Genomic DNA, 18,780 nt, shown 5'->3' with positions numbered 1-18,780 from the left:
CGGGGCCTCACCGCCGCGACATGGCGTCCCGTACCGCCTCGTCCGTACGGGCCACCACGGCCGTACCGTCCTCGGCCGTGATGATCGGCCGCTGGATCAGCTTCGGGTGCTCCGAGAGCGCCGCGATCCACCGGTCCCGCGAACCGGCGTCCCGCGCCCACTCCCCGAGCCCCAGCTCCTTCGCCGCGGCCTCCTGCGTGCGCGTGATGTCCCACGGCTCGAGCCCGAGCCGCTCCAGCACCGCACGGATCTCGTCCGGCGTCGGTACGTCCTCGAGGTAGCGGCGCACCGTGTACTGAGCCCCCTCCTCGTCCAGCAGACGCACCGCGCCGCGGCACTTCGAGCAGGCGGGATTGATCCAGATCTCCATGGCCCCAACCGTATCTTCAAGCACCCGCCGCACAAGGTCTGGCCAGGGCTGATTGTCAGTGGTGGGCAGTAAAATCGAGGGTGTCAGAGAGGGTTCCCGAGCGCCCCCAGGAGGACGCCCATGGCCGCAGCCGCACTGCTTCCGCTCGCTCCGCAAGCCCTGTCGAAGACCCCACTGCCGGCCGGGCGGCCGCGCGCGTGGTACGAGACCCACAACCGCCGCCTCAAGGCGATGCGCCTTGCCATCGCGCTGCTCGACACGGGTGTGTACCACCCGGCGCAGGCGTCCAACGACAAGATACGCACCGTGGCGGAGCTCGTCGGCATACACCCGCCGTCGGACACGACCTGCCGGATGGTGCGCGCTCTGATCCGCTACGGCCGCTGACCCGGGAACGACTGACACCTGAGGGCCGTCACCCCCGCGCGACGCGGGGGTGACGGCCCTCAGGGCGTGATCTTGTGATCTTTAGAGGTCGAAGTACAGCTCGAACTCGTGCGGGTGCGGGCGGAGCTGGATCGGGGCGATCTCGTTCACGCGCTTGTAGTCGATCCACGTCTCGATCAGGTCGGGGGTGAAGACACCGCCGGCCAGCAGGTAGTCGTGGTCCGCCTCGAGCGCGTCGAGGACGGCCGGGAGCGACGTCGGGACCTGCTGGACGTTCGCGTGCTCCTCGGGAGCCAGCTCGTAGAGGTCCTTGTCGATCGGCTCGGCCGGCTCGATCTTGTTCTTCACGCCGTCGAGGCCCGCCATCAGCAGCGCCGAGAAGGCGAGGTACGGGTTCGAGGACGGGTCCGGGGCGCGGAACTCGACGCGCTTGGCCTTCGGGTTCGAGCCCGTGATCGGGATGCGCATGGCCGCCGAGCGGTTGCGCTGCGAGTAGACCATGTTGACCGGGGCCTCGAAGCCGGGCACCAGGCGGTGGTAGGAGTTCACCGTCGGGTTGGTGAAGGCCAGGAGCGACGGGGCGTGCTTGAGGATGCCGCCGATGTAGTACCGCGCCATGTCCGAGAGGCCCGCGTAACCCTGCTCGTCGTAGAAGAGCGGGTTGCCGCCGGACCACAGCGACTGGTGGACGTGCATGCCCGAGCCGTTGTCACCGAAGATCGGCTTCGGCATGAAGGTCGCGGTCTTGCCGTTGCGCCAGGCGACGTTCTTCACGATGTACTTGAAGAGCATCAGGTCGTCGGCCGCGGCGAGCAGCGTGTTGAACTTGTAGTTGATCTCGGCCTGGCCGGCCGTGCCGACCTCGTGGTGCTGGCGCTCGACCTGGAGGCCGTTCTTGTCCAGCTCCAGGGAGATCTCGGCGCGCAGGTCGGCGAAGTGGTCGACCGGCGGGGTGGGGAAGTAGCCGCCCTTGTAGCGGACCTTGTAACCGCGGTTGTTCTCGACCGCACCGGTGTTCCAGGCGCCGGCCTCGGAGTCGATGTGGTAGAAGGACTCGTTCGCGGAGGTCTGGAAGCGGACGTTGTCGAACACGTAGAACTCGGCCTCCGGGCCGAAGTACGCCGTGTCGGCGATGCCGGTGGACGCCAGGTACGCCTCGGCCTTCTTCGCCACGTTCCGCGGGTCACGGCTGTACTGCTCGCCCGTGATCGGGTCGTGGATGAAGAAGTTGATGTTGACCGTCTTGTCCTTGCGGAACGGGTCGATGCGTGCCGTCGACAGGTCCGCGCGGAGCGCCATGTCGGACTCGTGGATGGCCTGGAAACCGCGGATCGACGATCCGTCGAAGGCCAGCTCCTCGGTCGGGTCGAACGCCGCGGCCGGGATCGTGAAGTGCTGCATCACTCCGGGCAGGTCGCAGAACCGGACGTCGACGAACTTGACGTCTTCGTCGGCGAGGAACTTCTTCGCGTCGTCGGCGTTCTGGAACATCCAACTCCTCCTACTCCCACCCGGTGGGGATGGGGTTGCAGCTCTTCGTGCGGCCAGTGCGGTGGCACACGCTGGACCCGACCATAGGCAGACCGGATTTCTCAAGCATGACCCATTTGTTTCGCCCAAGTTAACCGGACCGGCTCCGGGCGGCCCCGGCCTCCAGGGTACGAAAGCGGGCGCAGTACCGTGGACGGGTGGACAACAGGCAAGCAATTGGATCGTGGCTCTCCGGGCCGGGCGAAGCCGCCAGGCAGATGGGTGCCGACACCGGGTACCGCGGCGAGCGGCTCGGACTGCCGGAGCACGGGCCGGGCGCCGTCGCCCCCCTCGGCCGGCGCTTCGGGGCCCTCTTCGCCGACTGGGCGCTCTGCATGCTGATCGCATACGGGTTGCTCACCGGCGGTGACGCGCAGGCGTCGGGCAACTGGGCGCTGGGCGTGCTGCTCGTACTGAGCCTGCTCACCGTCGGCACGATCGGCTCCACCCCCGGCAAGCGCCTCTTCGGCCTGCGCGTCGTCGCCGAGAACGGGGACCGCCTCGGCTTCGGCCGGACGTTCGTCCGCAGCGTGCTCCTGTGCCTCGCGATCCCGGCCCTGGTCTGGGACCGCGACGGCCGGGGCCTGCACGACCGTCTCGCGCGCGCCGTCCAGGTCCGGCTCTGATGTGCCCGTAGGCGGGCGGGGGCGGACGAAGGAGACGAAGGAAGGGCGGCCCGGAACCTCATCGGTTCCGGGCCGCCCTTCGGCGTATGTCCGTATGTCCTGGTGGCGTACGGGAGGAGCGGAAGGCTCTCAGCGCATCTTTCCGCCGCGCGGCATGCGCATCCCCTTGGGCATGGGCCCCTTCGGCAGGGGCATGTTCGACATCAGGTCGCCCATCGCGCGCAGCCGGTCGTTGGCCGTCGTCACCTGCGGACCCGTGAGGACGCGCGGCAGCTTGAGCATCGTGGTGCGCAGCTTCTTCAGCGGCACCTGACCCTCGTCGTTGCCGACGATGATGTCGTGGACCGGTACGTCCACCACGATGCGCGCCATCTTCTTCTTCTCGGCGGCCAGCAGGCTCTTCAGCCGGTTCGGGTTGCCCTCGGCCACCAGGACGATGCCGGCCTTGCCGACGGCCCGGTGCACGACGTCCTGGCTGCGGTTCATCGCCACCGCCGGAGTCGTCGACCAGCCCCGGCCGACGTTCTGCAACACGGAGGCCGCAGCGCCCGGCTGCCCCTCCATCTGCCCGAACGCCGCTCGCTCGGCACGGCGTCCGAAGACGATCGCCATCGCGAGGAAAGCCAGCAGGAAGCCAAGAATGCCCAGGTAGACCGGGTGATCGATCAAGAAGCCGATCGCGAGGAAGACACCGAAGGTGATGATGCCCACAGCCGCGACGACAAGACCCACCTTCGAGTCGGCCCGCCGGGTCATCTTGTAGGTCAGGGCAATCTGCTTGAGTCGCCCGGGGTTCGCAGTGTCCGCGTTGTCTGCGCGTTCCTTCCTCGCCATGCCTGAAGTTTACGTTGCCCGGGAAGTACGGGCCGCCCCGGCCTCCAGTACGCGCTCGGCCTCGACCCGGTCCTTGGCCCTGCGCCGGTCCTCGAGCACCGACGTCCAGGCGTTGCGGCGGGCGGTGCGCTGTCCGCCGCCCATCAGGAGCGACTCGACGGCGCGCAGGGCGGTGGTGACGGACGGGATGGCGGTGGCGTGGGTGACTGGCGTCGTCGCTGCGTGGACGGGCGTCGCGGCCGGCATGGTGGGGATCCCCCTCGGGAGCGGTGACTCGGGAACGGGCGGGATGTGCGGGTGCGCGTGCGGACGCAGGCGCGGGTGCTGGAGTGCAGCTGTGTGTAAGCCTAGGGTCACTGATTGGTGTTACCAGCGCATGGCCGGGCGGTCAAACACCCATGAATCCTTGACGCGTACGTCCGGGACGCGGGCCGGGACACGGGTACGGCCCGCACCTCCCCCGACCTGCGGGGACTGTACGGGCCGCGTCGCCCTGGCCATTACTGGCCGGTAATCGCTTGTGCCTGGATTCACACAGCGGGGGTGGCGGTCAGCGCGCCACGCCGCTCCATCGCCTGGCCGAAAAGCCGGCCCGCGCGGTACGAGGAACGGACCAGCGGCCCGGACATCACACCGGAGTAGCCGATCTCCTCGGCCTCCTCCTTCAGCTCCACGAACTCGTGCGGCTTCACCCAGCGCTCGACCGGGTGGTGGCGCGGCGAGGGGCGCAGGTACTGCGTGATCGTGATGAGCTCGCAGCCCGCGTCGTACAGGTCCTGGAGCGCCTGGCTGACTTCTTCGCGCTCCTCGCCCATGCCGAGGATGAGGTTCGACTTGGTGACCAGGCCCGCCTCACGGGCGCGTGTGATCACTTCGAGGGAGCGCTCGTAGCGGAAGCCGGGGCGGATGCGCTTGAAGATGCGCGGCACCGTCTCGACGTTGTGCGCGAGCACCTCGGGGCGGGACGAGAAGACCTCGGCCAGCTGCTCGGGGACCGCGTTGAAGTCGGGGATGAGGAGCTCGACCTTGGTGCGGCCCTCCGCGCGCTCCGACGTCATCGCGTGGATCTGGCGCACGGTCTCCGCGTACAGCCAGGCGCCGCCGTCCTCCAGGTCGTCGCGTGCGACGCCGGTGATGGTGGCGTAGTTCAGGTCCATCGTGACGACGGACTCGCCCACGCGGCGCGGCTCGTCCAGGTCGAGCGCGGCGGGCTTGCCCGTGTCGATCTGGCAGAAGTCACAGCGCCGGGTGCACTGATCACCGCCGATGAGGAAGGTGGCCTCGCGGTCCTCCCAGCATTCGTAGATGTTCGGACAGCCGGCCTCCTGGCACACCGTGTGCAGTCCTTCGCCCTTCACCAGGGCCTGCATCTTGGTGTACTCGGGGCCCATCTTCGCCCGGGTCTTGATCCACTCGGGCTTGCGCTCGATGGGGGTCTGGCTGTTCCGGACCTCCAGGCGCAGCATCTTGCGTCCGTCGGGTGCGACTGCGGACACGTCCGGCTCCCTACGACTTCGATTCTTCGGCGCCCACCAGGGTACGCCCGATATTTGTATGGGGATTACGTCCCGCCAACCCGTGGCCAGAGGCGCGCATTCCCGGGGGCTTCCTAGGCGGAGGCCTTCTCGATGATCCGGGGGGCCGGATCCGCGTTCTCCAGTACGTCCCGCAGGTGCTTCTCGACGACCGGCAGGACCTCGTCGACGGTGACCTCCCGGCCGAGCTCGCCCGCGAGCGAGGCGACGCCCGCGTCGCGGATGCCGCAGGGCACGATCCGGTCGAACCAGGTGTTGTCCGGGTTCACGTTCAGCGCGAAGCCGTGCATCGTGACGCCCTTGGCGACGCGGATCCCGATGGCGGCGAGCTTGCGGTCCTCGCGGCGCTGGCCGGCGTTGGACGGGGCGTACTCGGGACCGTTCAGCCGCGGGTCGAACTCCTCGTCCTGGAGCCGCGGGTCGAAGTCCAGGGAGAGCCCGCCGAGCGCCTGGCGCTGCTCCACCGGGTCGCCGAGCACCCACACGCCGCTGCGGCCCTCGACCCGGGACGTCTCGACGCCGAACTCCGCGCACGCGCGGATCAGGGCGTCCTCCAGGCGGCGCACGTGCGCCACCACGTCGACCGGGCGCGGCAGCTTCATGATCGGGTAGCCGACGAGCTGGCCGGGGCCGTGCCAGGTGATCTTGCCGCCGCGGTCCACGTCCACCACGGGCGTGCCGTCCAGCGGCCGCTCGCTGTCCGCCGTACGCCGTCCCGCCGTGTAGACGGGGGGGTGCTCGAGGAGCAGGCACGTGTCCGGGATCTCGTCCGCGAACCGTGCGGCGTGCACCTCGCGCTGCTTCTGCCAGGCCTCCTGGTACTCGACGGCTTCCTCGCCGAACCCCAGTCGGACAAACCGCAGCTCACTCACGGCAACGCCTCCTTAGAACCTTCACCGTGCACGTATCGCGCCCCAGCCACTGTACGGCGGCGACGGTTCCGGCCGCCGGGCAGGTCGTTTTCGTCAGCGTTCGTCAGCGTTCCCACAAATCCTCACACGATCGGATGAATGTGGGTGGAAGGGGCCGGAGCGGTCTGCGGGTGCAGCTAAATTCGCGCCGTTCCATGAGGGCTGCTCCCGGAGCCCAGAAGGCAGGAGACCGCACAGCTGATGACGGAACGACCTCCGCAGCGCACCCCCAACCGCCAGCTCGCCGCGCTCATCGCGGAAGCGGGATTCTCCAACGCTGGCCTTGCCCGACGGGTGGACCAGCTCGGTCTGGAACACGGCCTGGATCTCCGGTACGACAAGACCTCGGTGACCCGCTGGCTCCGCGGCCAGCAGCCGCGCGGTACCACCCCCGCGCTGATCGCCGAGGTCTTCGCCCGGCGCCTCGGGCGGCGGCTGACCGCCCAGGACCTCGGGCTGGACGCCTGTGCGCCCGTCTACGCGGGGCTGGAGTTCGCGGCCACCCCCGAGGAGGCCGTCGACATCGTCAGCGGGCTGTGGCGCAAGGACTCCGGCAGCCACGCCGAGCTGCGCAAGATCGCGTTCACCCCGGCCGGACTCGTCGTCCCGAGCCGGGACTGGCTGATCGGGCGGGCGGACGACCGGGTCGCGCGCACCGACCAGCCGGTGAACGGGGCGAACGGCGCGACCGGGGTGAACGGGGCGCGGGTCCCCGCCCCGGGCCGCTCCGCGATGCCCCGCCAGCGGCAGACGGACCGCGGCCCCGGCCAGCGCGTCTCCACGGGGGACATCGCGGCGCTGCGCTCGGTCGGCGAGCTGTTCCGGACGCTGGACGACGCCTACGGCGGCGGGCACGCCCGGCAGGCCCTCGTGCGCTATCTGGAGCACGAGGCGGAGCCGATGCTGCGCGGTACGTACGGGGAGGCGACGGGGCGGAGGCTGTTCGCGGCCGCCGCCGACCTGACCCGGCTGGCCGGCTGGACGTCGTACGACATCGCGGCGCACGGCCTCGCCCAGCGGTACTTCGTCCAGGCGCTGCGCCTCTCGCAGGCGGCGGGCGACCGGCCGTACGGCTCGTACGTGCTGGCCACCATGAGCCGGCAGGCCGTCCATCTGGGGCACGGGCGGGAGGCGGTGCAACTGGCCAGGGTGGCGCAGCAGGGTGTGGGCAGCACGGCGCCGGCCGTCGTGCAGGCGCTGCTGCACTCGGTGGAGGCGCGCGGGCACGGGGTGCTGGGGGAGGTCCGGGCGTGCACGGCCTCGCTCGTACGGGCGGAGCGGGCGATGGAGGCGGCGCGGCCGGGGGACGAGCTGCCGCACTGGGCGCGTTTCTTCGACGAGGCGCAGCTGGCGGACGAGTTCGCGCACTGCCACCGGGACCTCCAGCAGCACCGGGCGTCGGCGCAGCACGCGGAGCGGTCGTTGCAGTTGCGGGCGCCCGGCTACGCGCGCAGCCGGCTGTTCTGCCGGGTGGTACTGGCGTCGGCGCGGCTCGGGCTCGGGGAGCTGGACCAGGCGTGCGCGCTGGCGGCGGAGTCGGCGCAGCAGGCCACGGAGATGCGGTCGGCCCGGGCGCTGGAGTACGTCCGGGACTTCGAGAAGCGGCTTGAGCCGTACCGGGACGCGGCGGCGGTCCGCAACTACCGGGACCGGGTCGCGGCGCTGGGGTGAGGAGCGCCGCTCCTCGGGCGCCGGCGGGCGCCCTGGGGAACAAGCCCCGCGGGGCGCGCGCCGGTGGGTGCGGATTCCTCTCGCCCGGGGCTCTGCCGGCTCGCTCAGCGGTGGTGGCCCGCGACATGGGGCCTCACCTGAGCGGCACTCAGCGCCTCGTCCCGGGTGAACAGTTCGTCCGGCGCTGCGGGAGCGGGGGGCGGGGGGAGCGGGGGACCGTGGTGCGGTGGCAAGAGGGCCTGCGGGGGGCCGGGGCCGACCGTTCCCCGCAGGCCCCGCCCTGCTGCGGCCCGGACGCACGAGGGCTCAGGCGGCCTCGCGCAGATCCCCGGCCGCGTAACCGGGCTGGATGCCGAAGTCGCGGAGGATCTCCTGCGCGGCCCGGCGGCCCGAGTGGAGCGCGCCCTGCACCGTGCTCGTTTCGCGGTGGTCGCCGCAGACGTACAGACCCGAGAGGAGCCGTACGGGGCGGCGCAGGTCGTGCGGCGCCGGCATGGCCGGGACCGCTTCCCTGTCGTGGTGGACCGCGAGGAGTTCCCAGTCGTCCGTGGGGACGCCGTAGAGCCTGGCCAGGTGGGCGCGCACCACGCGGTCGGCGTCCGGCGGGGGAGTGCCCAGGACCGTCGAGGAGATCAGCGAGCGGCCGCGCGGCGCGCGCGACGGGTCGACCTCGCTGAGTACGGCGGTGTGCGAGACGGGGCCGCTGCGGTCGGCGTCCAGCAGCAGGGACGGGTCCGCCAGCGGGGTCGTGGGCGCGGCGTGGTGGAGGACGGTCACCGGGTGGAAGGGCGGCACCCGCAGGCCGGGCAGCAGGCCGGCGGCGGCGCGGGCGCCGGTGGCCAGCAGGAGGGAGCGGCAGCCGAACGTGCCGTGCTCCTCGGTGGTGACGGAGGTGGTGGAAGCCGCGGTCACCCGTACGCCCGTACGCACGGTTCCCGGCGGCAGCGTGGCGGCCAGCAGCTCGGGCAGCGCGGATGCCCCGCCCTCCGGTACGCACAGCCTGCCGCGCGCGAAGCCGCGCAGCGCGAGGTCGGCGCACCGGCTGGAGGTGGTGAGGTCCGGGTCGCTGAGCAGCGCCGACAGCAGCGGGCGCAGGAAACCGTCGACCGTACGGGGCGGCAGTCCGCGCCCGGACAGGGCCTCGGCGGCGGTCCGTTCGGGGCGGGCCGTCAGGCGGCGCACCGGGGTGGCCGCGAACCGCCCGAGCGCCGCGCCGAGGCGGGCCTGGTCGAGTGCGCCCCCGAAGGGGGGCCGCGGGGCGCTTGCCAGGGCGCGCGCCGCGCTGAGAGCGCCCCGCGCGCTCCCTGCCTCTCCGGCGCGGTAGTGGCGGCCTTCGCTGTGCACGAGGACGCCGGGGGAGAAGGTGCGCAGCGCGAGCCCTTCGAGTCCCGGTGTGCGGAGCAGTTCCGGGTACGCGGTGCTGAGGACCTGGCCGATGCGGTCGAGCCGGAATCCGTCGACCTCCTCGGTGGCCATCCGCCCGCCGACCTGAGGTGCCGCCTCCAGGACGCCGACCGTCACACCGGCGCCGGTCAGCTGTTGGGCGGCGGAGAGCCCGGCGACCCCGGCCCCCACAATGACGACGTCCGCGTGGTGTGCGGTGGTGAGCACGTGCCCTCCCCGAGGTCGGCGTGACTGTGGGGGGACTCATGCCCTCGACAGGTTCACGGAATGCCCGAGTTCGAGTTGCAGCGTAGAAGCGGACGTGGGAGGGCACAGTCGCGCACCGACCGGGGCACTGGAGCACAACCGGAGCACAATGGTCGCGGAGTGATCGCATATCGGACAGGGGTGATCAAAATCGGTCAGTGCGGCACGGGCCGGTGCAGCGCCGCCCGCACCGCGTCGTCGATCTCCGGGAACGCGAACGAGAAGCCCGACTCCTCCAGCCGCCGCGGCAGGGCCCGCTGGCTTCCCAGCACGTCCACGGAGAGCTCGCCCAGCGCGAGCCGCAGCGCCGGCGCCGGCACGGCGAACGGCGTCGGCCGTTTCAGCACCCGCCCCATCGCCTCCGTGACCTCCCGGTTGGTGACCGGCCGCGGCGCCGTGAGGTTCACGGGACCCGAGAGCGACCCGGTGTCGATCAGATGACGCAGCGCCGCGATCTGGTCGTGCATCGCGATGAAGCTCCAGTACTGGCGTCCCGACCCCAGCCGCCCGCCGAGCCCCGCCCTGAACAGGGGGAAGAGCCTTCCCCAGGCGCCGCCCTCGCGTGCGACCACGAGTCCGGTGCGGGCGAAGACCGTCCGTACGCCCGCCTCCTGCGCCGGAGCGGCGGCCTCCTCCCACTCCACACACACGGACGGCAGGAAACCGTCACCGGGCGGCGCGTCCTCGTCGACCGCGCGGTCCCCGGTGTCCCCGTAGAAGCCGATCGCGGAACCGCTCACCAGAACCTTCGGCGGCACGTCCAGGGAGGCGACGGCCTCGGCGATCGCGGCCGTACCGAGGACCCTGCTGTCGCGGATCTCCTTCTTGTACGCCGCGCTCCAGCGGTGGTCGCCGATGCCCGCCCCGGCGAGATGGACGACCGCCTCGCACCCGGCGAGCCCGTCGGCGTCGACGTACTGCCGCTCCGGGTCCCACGTCACCTCCTCCGCGCTCCGCGCCGCGCGCCGCACCAGGCGGGCGACCTCGTGTCCGTCCGCGCGCAGTGAGCGCACGAGCGCCGTACCGATGAGACCGGACGAGCCGGTGACCGCAATCCGCATGCCGCCCATCCTGCCCCCGTCCGGGCCCGGACGGTCCGCATGGCACAGTGACAGCCATGCCAGAGCCCCGCATCGCGCACTTCCGGCCCGCCATACGTCCCGCCACGCGGGCCGACGACAAGGAACTGGCCGCGCTCGACCGGGAGACCTGGTCGCCGGTGCACTCCGTGCAGCCGAGGCCGCAGCCGCCGTACGGTCCCTTCTTCGACGGGAGCGACCGGCCCGAGGACATCCTGGTGGCCGAGGCGGACGGCGTGATCGTCGGATACATCCGGACGGTCCCGCCCACCCCGCTCGCCTCCAACGCGCACGTCCGGCAGATCCAAGGCCTGGCCGTGGCGGAGCGGGCACGGGGCCGCGGGACCGGGCGCGCGCTGCTGCGCGCGTCCCTCGACGCGGCGCGGCGCCAGGGCGCCGTGCGGATGACGCTGCGGGTGCTCGGCCACAACGCGCCCGCGCGGGCGCTGTACGAGGCCGAGGGATTCGCCGTCGAGGGCGTGCTGCCGGGCGAGTTCCGCCTGCGGGGGGAGTACGTCGACGACGTGTTCATGGGGCGCGCGCTGACGGACGTGCGCTGACAGGCGTGCGGTGACCGCCTGAGCCATAGTGGGAGAGGTATGAAGGAGTTCCGGATGCCGCCCACTCCAGTTGCCTCGTCAGCGACCCGCGCGACCGGCCGCGGTCTCTTCGTCCGATGAGTTCGGTCCGGGCCAGAGGCGCAGAAGAGACCTCCGGCGGGCTGCGCGGAACGCCGCAGCCGCGCTGGCTGAGGGCCCTGCCCGCGGTGATCCTCGCGCTCCTCACCTTCGCCCAGGTCATCACCCCCGAGACCCTCCAGCTGGGCTACTTCGTCGTCGCCGTGACGCCGGTCGCGGCGCTCGCCTACGGCCCGGTGAGCGTCGCGGTGCTCGGCTGTCTCACCCTGGTGACGCTGAGCCTGCCGTACGGCCGCCGGATCTGGGACGTCGAGACCCCGGACCTGCTCGCGCTGGTGGTCGTCGTCGTGCTCAGCGTGGTCATCGCCACCGTGCGCACCCGCCGCGACCAGCAGCTGGTGACGGTCCGCACGGTGGCCGAGGCCGCCCAGCTCGCCGTACTGCCGCCGCTGCCCGCCGCCGTGGGCCGGGTGCGGTGCGCGGGGCTGTACCGGGCCGCGCAGCGCGGGACGCTGGTGGGCGGCGACCTGTACGACGTGCGCGAAGGGCCCTGCTGCGTACGGGCCCTGGTGGCCGACGTGCGGGGACACGGGCTGGAAGCGGTCTCCACGGTCGCCGCGCTGCTGGGCGCCTTCCGCGAAGCCGTACTGGACGAGGAGGACCTCGCGGGGGTGGCGGCGCGGCTGGACAGGCGGCTGGTCGTGGACTCCACCGTCGTGGAACACGCGGAGCTCTTCGCCACCGCGGTCGTGCTGGAGTTCCCCGACGGAGAAGCCGTCGTACGGGTGGTCAGCTGCGGCCATCCGCCGCCGCTGCTGCTGCGGGACGGGGCGGCGCACGAGATCCGGGTGGACCCGGCGCCGCCGCTGGGCCTCGGTCTGGCCGGGGCGGCCTCGGCCCCGGTGGTCTGCGTGCCGCTGGAGCCCGGGGACCGGATCCTCGCCCACACGGACGGGGTGACGGAGGCGCGCGACACCTCGGGTGCCTTCTTCCCGCTCGCGCGGCGGCTGCCCGCGCTGGCCGCCTCCGTACCGGAGGAGGACCTGCTGGCCCTCAACGAGGCCGTGCACAGGGACCTGGTGCGCTACGTGGGCAAGGTGGAGAACGTGCACGACGACGTGGCCCTGCTCGCGCTGGAGCCCGGGGGCGCCGCCGGGCGGGAGCCGGCAGCCGCGTCGTCCCCCGACGGCCGTTAGCTTCTCACCGGTACCTGCCGAACCGTTCCCACAGCCGGGGGTAGCGGTCGGCCAGGGCCGCGTCGTCCTCGAAGTCGAACGGTGCGCCCTCCGGCTCCGGCGCCTGCGCCGGGACCCCCAGGCCCGGTGCGACCGCGCCGGTGAGCTGCTCGTACGCCTCGTCCGCCGCGTACCCCAGCTCCTCGCCGTCCCCGTCGACCTCCTCGTCGAACTCGTCGAGGAGGTCGGCCAGGTTGTCCGGATCGTGCAGCGCCCCCTCGAAGACCTCCCGGCCCTGGCCGATCAGCCAGCAGCGGAAGTAGTCGAAGGCGTCGTCGCTCGCACCGCCGAGCAGTACGGTCGCCGCGCCCCACAGGTCCCAGCGGTACGCGCGGTTGTAGCGGGCCTCGAAGTGTCTGGCGAAGTCGAGCACGGAATCGGGGTCCCGCTGGAGCAACTGCTCGACCAGCAGGTCGGCGTGGTCCTCGGGGTCGCCCTCGGCGGCCTCGCGGGTGGTGTCGATGATCTCCCAGAATTCCGTCTCGTCCATCACGGGACAAGCATCGGCCCTGGACCCGGGCCCGCGCACGCCCTGTCCCCCGGATGCGGCTGTGTCGTTACCGGACACACGTCGAGAGGAGTAATCAGGACAGGAGGTGTCGGCTTTCGCTGTCAGTGTGGAGCCGCGTACGGGACGAAGAGCCACGGACAGCGGTACCGAAGGAGCGGACATGAGCGAGCACGACGCACCCCTCACCGGCAGGATCGCGCTGGTGGCCGGGGCGACCCGGGGCGCGGGGCGGGCGATCGCCGTGCAACTGGGGGCGGCGGGAGCGACGGTGTACGTGACCGGGCGCACCACCCGCGAGAAGGTCAGCGAGGTCGGACGGCCCGGCGAGACCATCGAGGAGACCGCGGAACTCGTCACCGCGGCGGGTGGCACCGGGATCGCCGTACCCACCGACCATCTGGAACGCGACCGGGTGCGAGCCCTGGTGGAGCGCATCGACCGGGACCACGGACGGCTGGACATCCTGGTCAACGACGTCTGGGGCGGCGAGCACCTGGTGGGGGAGGTCCTCGAGGACAAGCCCAGGATGTGGGAGTACGACCTCGACAAGGGCATGCGGATGCTCGAACTCGGCGTCCGCAGCCACATCATCACCAGCAGCCTCGCCCTGCCGCTGCTGGTGCGGAACCCCGGCGGCCTGGTCGTCGAGGTCACCGACGGCACCGCGGAGTCCAACCGGCGCTACCGCGAGAACTTCTACTACGACCTCACCAAGAACGCCCCGATCCGGATGGCGTTCTGTCTCGCCGAGGACCTGAAGGACTTCGACGGCACGGCGGTCTCCCTCACCCCCGGCTTCCTGCGCTCCGAGCAGATGCTCGACGCGCTGGGCGTCACCGAGGACACCTGGCGGGACGCCGTCGAGAAGGTCCCGGAGTTCGCGATCGCCGAGTCCCCGGTCCTCGTGGGGCGCGCGGTGGCGGCGCTGGCCGCCGACCCCGGCAAGCGGCGCTGGAACGGCCGGTCGCTGTCCAGCGGACAGCTCGCCAAGGAGTACGGCTTCACCGACGCGGACGGTTCCCGGCCGGACGCCTGGCTCTACTTCAAGGAGGTCGTCTGGGGTGACAAGGACGCCCCGGTGGACGACTACCGGTAGCGCCTATGCGTAGAGCTCCCGCATCCGCCTCGCGGTCTCCGCGAACAGGTCGCGCAGCTCACCCGGTTCCAGCACCTCCACCTCGGGGCCCAGCGGCAGGAGCTGGCCGTGCGCCACTTCGGGGGACTCGACGAGCAGGGTCACGGTGATCCGGCCCTGCTCGTCGGGCGGCCCCGCCGCGTCCAGCGCCTCGCGGGCCGCGGCGCGGTCCATCGCGTACGGCAACTGCCGCACGCCCGCCTCCGACAGCCGCACCACCACCTCGGCACGCAGGATCGAGCGGGCGAAATCGGCCGCCCGCTCCTCCCAGAACTCCGGGAGCACGAAGCCCTCGTCCCGTACGAAATGCTCCTCGGACACGGCCACCGCGGTGAAGCGGTCGATCCGGTACACCCGGAAGTCACCGTCCGCGCGGGCGCACAGGTACCAGACCCCGGCCTTGAGCACGAGGCCGTACGGGGCCAGTTCCCGCTCCGCCTCAGAACCCTGGCGGCGCCGGTAGCGGCCGGTGACCATCCGGTCGTCCCAGACGGCCTCCGCGATCGCCGGCAGCAGCTCGGGCGTCTTCGGCTCCTGGTACCAGCCGGGCGCGTCGAGGTGGAACCGTTGCGCGGCCGTGTCGGAAGCGTCCCGCAGCGAGGGGAGCAGCGCCGCCGACACCTTCAGCCGCGCGGCCGACGCGGCGTCGTCGAGCCCCATCTCCCGCAGCGCGCCCGGCAGTCCGGACAGGAACAGCGCCTCGGCCTCGCTGCGGGCCAGCCCGGTCAGCCGGGTGCGGTACCCGCCGATCAGCCGGTAGCCCCCGCTCCGGCCCCGGTCGGCGTACACCGGAACGCCCGCCTCCGACAGCGCTTGCGCGTCCCGTGTGACGGTCCGCTCGGAGACCTCCAGCTCACGGGCCAGCTCGGCCGCGGTCATGGAGGGGCGGGACTGGAGCAGGAGCACCATCTTGATCAGGCGGGCAGCGCGCATGACGTCATCATGCACGCCGCCTCTGACAAGCGGTCCTGATCAGCGCCCCGGTGAGCGGCCCTGATCGGCAGCCCCTACAGGCCGTACCGCTGACGGGCCTCGGCCACCGCCTCCGCCTTGACCTCGCCCCGGCGGGCGAGCTGGGCGAGCGCCGCGACCACGATCGACTGGGCGTCGACGCCGAAGTGACGGCGGGCCGCCTCGCGGGTGTCGGAGAGGCCGAAGCCGTCCGTACCGAGCGAGGAGTAGTCCTGCTCGACCCACTGGCTGATCTGGTCGGGGACCTGACGCATCCAGTCGCTCACCGCGAGGACGGGACCCGGCGCGCCTTCGAGCGCGCGGGTGACGTACGGCGTGCGCACCTCGCCGCGCAGCAGCGCCTCGTCGCACTCCAGCGCGTCGCGCCGCAGCTCGCCCCACGAGGTGGCGGACCAGACGTCGGCCGCGACACCCCAGTCGGCGGCGAGGAGTTCCTGCGCCTCCAGGGCCCAGTGGATCGCCGTACCGGAGCCGAGCAGCTGGATGCGCGGGGTCTCGGCGGTGGCGCCCGCCGCCTCCTTGAAGCGGTAGAGGCCCTTGATGATGCCCTCCTCGACGCCTTCCGGCATCGCGGGCTGCGGCTTCGGCTCGTTGTAGACGGTCAGGTAGTAGAAGACGTTCTCGGCCTCGGGGCCGTACATCCTCCGCAGACCGTCCTTGACGATGACGGCGATCTCGTACGCGAACGCCGGGTCGTAGTTGAGCGACGCCGGGTTGGTGGACGCGATCAGGTGCGAGTGGCCGTCCGCGTGCTGGAGGCCCTCACCCGTCAGGGTCGTACGGCCGGCCGTCGCGCCCACGATGAAGCCGCGGCCGAGCTGGTCGCCGAGCTGCCACATCTGGTCGGCGGTGCGCTGCCAGCCGAACATCGAGTAGAAGATGTAGAACGGGATCATCGGCTCGCCGTGCGTCGCGTACGACGTCGAGGCGGCGATGAAGTCGGCCATCGCGCCGGCCTCGGTGATCCCCTCGTTGAGGATCTGGCCGTCCTTGGCTTCCTTGTAGTACATGAGCTGGTCGCGGTCGACCGGCTCGTACGTCTGGCCGAGCGGCGAGTAGATGCCGGCCGACGGGAACAGCGACTCCATGCCGAACGTGCGCGCCTCGTCGGGGACGATCGGCACCCAGCGCTTGCCGGTCTCCTTGTCCCGCATCAGCTCCTTCGCCAGGCGTACGAAGGCCATGGTGGTGGCCATCTCCTGCTTGCCCGACCCCTTGAGGAGGGCGCTGAAGGCGCGGTCGGCGGGCTCGGGCAGGGCCACCGCGTGCACCCGGCGGGCCGGGGCGGGGCCGCCGAGGGCGGCGCGGCGCTCCTGGAGGTAGCGGACCTCGGGCGAGTCGGCGCCCGGGTGCCCGTACGGTACGAGCTCCTCGTCCAGCTTGGCGTCCGGGATCGGCAGCTCCAGCAGGTCCCGCATGGCGCGGAACTCCTTGCCGGACAGCTTCTTCATCTGGTGGTTGGCGTTCTTGGACTCGAAGCCCGGGCCGAGGGTGTAGCCCTTCACCGTCTGCGCGAGGATCACGGTCGGCGCGCCCTTGAACTCGATGGCCGCCTTGTACGCCGCGTAGACCTTGCGGGCCTCGTGGCCGCCGCGCGAGGTGAAGAAGCACTCGGCGATCTTCGCGTCGGTCAGCAGCTTCCCGAGCTCGGCCAGCGCCGGCTCGGCGCCGAAGAAGTGCTCGCGGATGTAGGCGACGTCGCGGGTCGCGTACGTCTGGAACTGGGCGTCCGGCACCTCGCGCAGGCGGCGCAGCAGCGCGCCCTGGGTGTCGAGCTGGAAGAGCTCGTCCCAGGCGGAGCCCCACAGCGTCTTGACGACGTTCCAGCCGGCGCCGCGGAACTGGGCCTCCAGCTCCTGCACCACACGGAAGTTGGCGCGGACCGGGCCGTCGAGGCGCTGGAGGTTGCAGTTGATGACGAAGGTCAGGTTGTCGAGCTGCTCGCGGGCGGCGAGGGTGATCGCGGTGGTCGCCTCGGGCTCGTCCATCTCGCCGTCACCGAGGAACGCCCACACGTGGGAGTTGGAGGTGTCCTTGATGTTGCGGTTGGTGAGGTAGCGGTTGAAGCGCGCCTGGTAGATCGCGGAGAGCGGGCCGAGGCCCATCGACACGGTCGGGAACTCCCACAGCCAGGGCAGGCGCCGCGGGTGCGGGTACGACGGCAGTCCGTCGCCGCCGGCCTCCTGGCGGAAGCGGTCGAGCTGGTCCTCGCTCAGGCGGCCGTCGAGGAAGGCGCGGGCGTAGATGCCGGGGGAGGCGTGGCCCTGGATGTAGAGCTGGTCGCCGGAGCCGTCCCCCTCCTTGCCGCGGAAGAAGTGGTTGAAGCCGGTCTCGTACAGCCATGCGGCGGAGGCGAAGGTGGCGATGTGGCCGCCGACGCCGAAGCGCGAGCCGCGGGTCACCATGGCGGCCGCGTTCCAGCGGTTCCAGGCGGTGATGCGGGACTCCATCGCCTCGTCGCCGTCGAAGGCGGGCTCGGCGGAGGTCGGGATGGTGTTGACGTAGTCCGTCTCCAGCAGCTTCGGCAGCGCGATGCCGGCGCCTTCGGCGTGCTGGAGCGTGCGGCGCATCAGATACGCGGCCCGGTGGGGGCCTGCGGCCTTGGTGACGGCGTCGAGAGAGGCCGCCCATTCGGCGGTCTCTTCGGTGTCACGGTCCGGGAGCTGGTCGAGCTCGCTCGGAGAAATGCCTACGGGGTCGGTCACGATGGCCGCCTTCCGGACAGGAGGGGGGTGCAGAAAAAAGGGGGGCCTTGTCTGGCAGGACAGGGCGGTGGAGCACGGGTCGGATGGACCCGTCGTCGACTGTAAGTCTCTGATCGATGATCGATCAAAGCCTGGGGCGAAAAAACTTCTCCATACAATGAAATTGGCATTCCGTGCCGCGAAACGGGGCACGCGGTGCCTGGGCGTATGTGGCATTTCGGGCGCGGACCGGTGGGTGGTGCGGGGCCGGGCGCCTGCGGCGCTCCCCCGCCCGCCCCGCGCGGCGGTACGCGTTACGCGCGCGGGGCGCAGCCCAGGACGTGGGCCTTGACCAGGGTGCCGATGGCGGGGTCGCGGCGGCGGAAGGCCTGCACCAGGGCTTCGTGCTCCTCCGCGTACGACTTCTGGACCGTACCCAGCCAGCGGATGGACAGCGCGGTGAAGACCTCGATGCCCAGGCCCTCCCAGGTGTGCAGCAGGACGCTGTTGCGGGCCGCGCGCACCAGCTCCCGGTGGAAGGCGACGGTGTGGCGCACCTGCGCCGTCCCGTCCGCCGTGCGGTCCGCCTCGTACAGGGCCGCCACGTGCGGCTCCAGGGCCGAGCAGTCCTCCGCCAGGGCGGACGCCGCGAGTTCGGCGGCGATCTGCTCCAGACCGGCCCGTACGGGGTAGCTCTCCTCCAGGTCGGCCGCCGTGAGGTTCCGGACCCGTACGCCCTTGTTGGGCGCGGACTCGATCAGGCGCAGCGACTCCAGCTCGCGCAGGGCCTCCCGCACCGGCGTCTGGCTGACCTCCAGCTCGGTGGCGATCCGGCGCTCCACGATGCGCTCGCCCGGCTTCCAGCGCCCGCTGACGATCCCCTCCACAATGTGCTCGCGGATCTGCTCGCGCAGCGAGTGGACGACGGGCGGGGTCATGAAGCGCTCCTTCAAGCCGTGTTCGGTCTCTAGACCATACGGCGGCGCCCCCGCCCGGATGACTCCGGACGGGG

18 protein-coding genes are annotated in these 18,780 nt (G+C 71.7%); 6 read left to right on the top strand and 12 right to left on the bottom strand.

Annotated features, from left to right (window positions below):
* Positions 1–7: 7 nt before the first annotated feature.
* Complete coding sequence (locus ACWD0Y_RS03785) at positions 8–370, bottom strand: arsenate reductase family protein (RefSeq protein ID WP_450258854.1); 363 nt, start codon at positions 368–370, stop codon at positions 8–10.
* Between the two features lie 120 nt (positions 371–490).
* Here ACWD0Y_RS03785 and ACWD0Y_RS03780 point away from each other — a divergent pair, with 120 nt between their 5' ends.
* Positions 491–757: a hypothetical protein gene (locus tag ACWD0Y_RS03780; protein WP_450258853.1), complete on the top strand. Its 267-nt coding sequence runs from the start codon at positions 491–493 to the stop codon at positions 755–757.
* A gap of 81 nt (positions 758–838) precedes the next feature.
* Here the strand turns inward: ACWD0Y_RS03780 and glnA are convergent, their stop codons facing one another.
* Entirely contained in the window at positions 839–2,248 is a 1,410-nt protein-coding gene (gene glnA / locus ACWD0Y_RS03775) for a type I glutamate--ammonia ligase (protein ID WP_093801179.1), read from the bottom strand.
* Positions 2,249–2,445: 197 nt separating this feature from the next.
* Between glnA and ACWD0Y_RS03770 the strand changes: the two genes are divergently transcribed.
* Entirely contained in the window at positions 2,446–2,913 is a 468-nt protein-coding gene (locus tag ACWD0Y_RS03770) for an RDD family protein (protein WP_450258852.1), read from the top strand.
* 129 nt (positions 2,914–3,042) lie between these two features.
* Here the strand turns inward: ACWD0Y_RS03770 and ACWD0Y_RS03765 are convergent, their stop codons facing one another.
* From ACWD0Y_RS03765 to lipB, 4 genes are all read right to left on the bottom strand, one after another.
* Positions 3,043–3,747 carry a DUF4191 domain-containing protein gene (locus tag ACWD0Y_RS03765; RefSeq protein ID WP_450258851.1) on the bottom strand — a complete coding sequence of 235 codons (705 nt, stop codon included), beginning with the start codon at positions 3,745–3,747 and terminating at the stop codon, positions 3,043–3,045.
* Positions 3,748–3,756: 9 nt separating this feature from the next.
* Complete coding sequence (locus tag ACWD0Y_RS03760) at positions 3,757–3,993, bottom strand: SCO2195 family GlnR-regulated protein (protein WP_450258850.1); 237 nt, start codon at positions 3,991–3,993, stop codon at positions 3,757–3,759.
* Between the two features lie 284 nt (positions 3,994–4,277).
* Entirely contained in the window at positions 4,278–5,243 is a 966-nt protein-coding gene (gene lipA, locus ACWD0Y_RS03755) for a lipoyl synthase (RefSeq protein WP_450258849.1), read from the bottom strand.
* Positions 5,244–5,356: 113 nt separating this feature from the next.
* Positions 5,357–6,154: a lipoyl(octanoyl) transferase LipB gene (lipB, locus tag ACWD0Y_RS03750; RefSeq protein WP_450258848.1), complete on the bottom strand. Its 798-nt coding sequence runs from the start codon at positions 6,152–6,154 to the stop codon at positions 5,357–5,359.
* Between the two features lie 240 nt (positions 6,155–6,394).
* On the opposite strand from lipB, the gene ACWD0Y_RS03745 reads away from it, so the two are divergent.
* The gene (locus ACWD0Y_RS03745) at positions 6,395–7,864 is read left to right on the top strand and encodes a regulator (protein ID WP_450258847.1); all 1,470 of its coding nucleotides are present in this window, start codon (positions 6,395–6,397) and stop codon (positions 7,862–7,864) included.
* 306 nt (positions 7,865–8,170) lie between these two features.
* Here ACWD0Y_RS03745 and ACWD0Y_RS03740 read toward each other — a convergent pair whose 3' ends face one another.
* Positions 8,171–9,475: an NAD(P)/FAD-dependent oxidoreductase gene (locus ACWD0Y_RS03740; protein WP_450258846.1), complete on the bottom strand. Its 1,305-nt coding sequence runs from the start codon at positions 9,473–9,475 to the stop codon at positions 8,171–8,173.
* A 194-nt stretch (positions 9,476–9,669) separates the two neighbouring features.
* Entirely contained in the window at positions 9,670–10,584 is a 915-nt protein-coding gene (locus ACWD0Y_RS03735; RefSeq protein ID WP_450258845.1) for a TIGR01777 family oxidoreductase, read from the bottom strand.
* 47 nt (positions 10,585–10,631) lie between these two features.
* Between ACWD0Y_RS03735 and ACWD0Y_RS03730 the strand changes: the two genes are divergently transcribed.
* Both ACWD0Y_RS03730 and ACWD0Y_RS03725 read left to right on the top strand, forming a co-directional pair.
* Positions 10,632–11,153: an N-acetyltransferase family protein gene (locus ACWD0Y_RS03730; RefSeq protein ID WP_450258844.1), complete on the top strand. Its 522-nt coding sequence runs from the start codon at positions 10,632–10,634 to the stop codon at positions 11,151–11,153.
* 116 nt (positions 11,154–11,269) lie between these two features.
* Positions 11,270–12,427, top strand: coding sequence for a PP2C family protein-serine/threonine phosphatase (locus tag ACWD0Y_RS03725; protein ID WP_450258843.1), 1,158 nt, complete (start codon positions 11,270–11,272; stop codon positions 12,425–12,427).
* 4 nt (positions 12,428–12,431) lie between these two features.
* On the opposite strand, the gene ACWD0Y_RS03720 is transcribed toward ACWD0Y_RS03725, so the two are convergent.
* Positions 12,432–12,956, bottom strand: coding sequence for a DUF4240 domain-containing protein (locus ACWD0Y_RS03720; RefSeq protein ID WP_450258896.1), 525 nt, complete (start codon positions 12,954–12,956; stop codon positions 12,432–12,434).
* 181 nt (positions 12,957–13,137) lie between these two features.
* Here ACWD0Y_RS03720 and ACWD0Y_RS03715 point away from each other — a divergent pair, with 181 nt between their 5' ends.
* A complete protein-coding gene (locus tag ACWD0Y_RS03715) occupies positions 13,138–14,073 on the top strand; it encodes an SDR family oxidoreductase (RefSeq protein WP_450258842.1) in 936 nt (311 codons plus the stop codon).
* 3 nt (positions 14,074–14,076) lie between these two features.
* On the opposite strand, the gene ACWD0Y_RS03710 is transcribed toward ACWD0Y_RS03715, so the two are convergent.
* The 3 genes from ACWD0Y_RS03710 to ACWD0Y_RS03700 form a co-directional block, all read right to left on the bottom strand.
* Complete coding sequence (locus ACWD0Y_RS03710) at positions 14,077–15,045, bottom strand: helix-turn-helix transcriptional regulator (RefSeq protein WP_450258841.1); 969 nt, start codon at positions 15,043–15,045, stop codon at positions 14,077–14,079.
* A 74-nt stretch (positions 15,046–15,119) separates the two neighbouring features.
* A complete protein-coding gene (aceE, locus tag ACWD0Y_RS03705; protein WP_450258840.1) occupies positions 15,120–17,789 on the bottom strand; it encodes a pyruvate dehydrogenase (acetyl-transferring), homodimeric type in 2,670 nt (889 codons plus the stop codon).
* 293 nt (positions 17,790–18,082) lie between these two features.
* Positions 18,083–18,706 carry a GntR family transcriptional regulator gene (locus ACWD0Y_RS03700; protein ID WP_450258839.1) on the bottom strand — a complete coding sequence of 208 codons (624 nt, stop codon included), beginning with the start codon at positions 18,704–18,706 and terminating at the stop codon, positions 18,083–18,085.
* Positions 18,707–18,780: the final 74 nt, after the last annotated feature.

This window comes from Streptomyces altiplanensis (assembly GCF_053591575.1).
The sequence above is the reverse complement of the archived record's forward strand: the minus strand, read 5'-3'. Positions and strand labels throughout refer to the sequence as shown.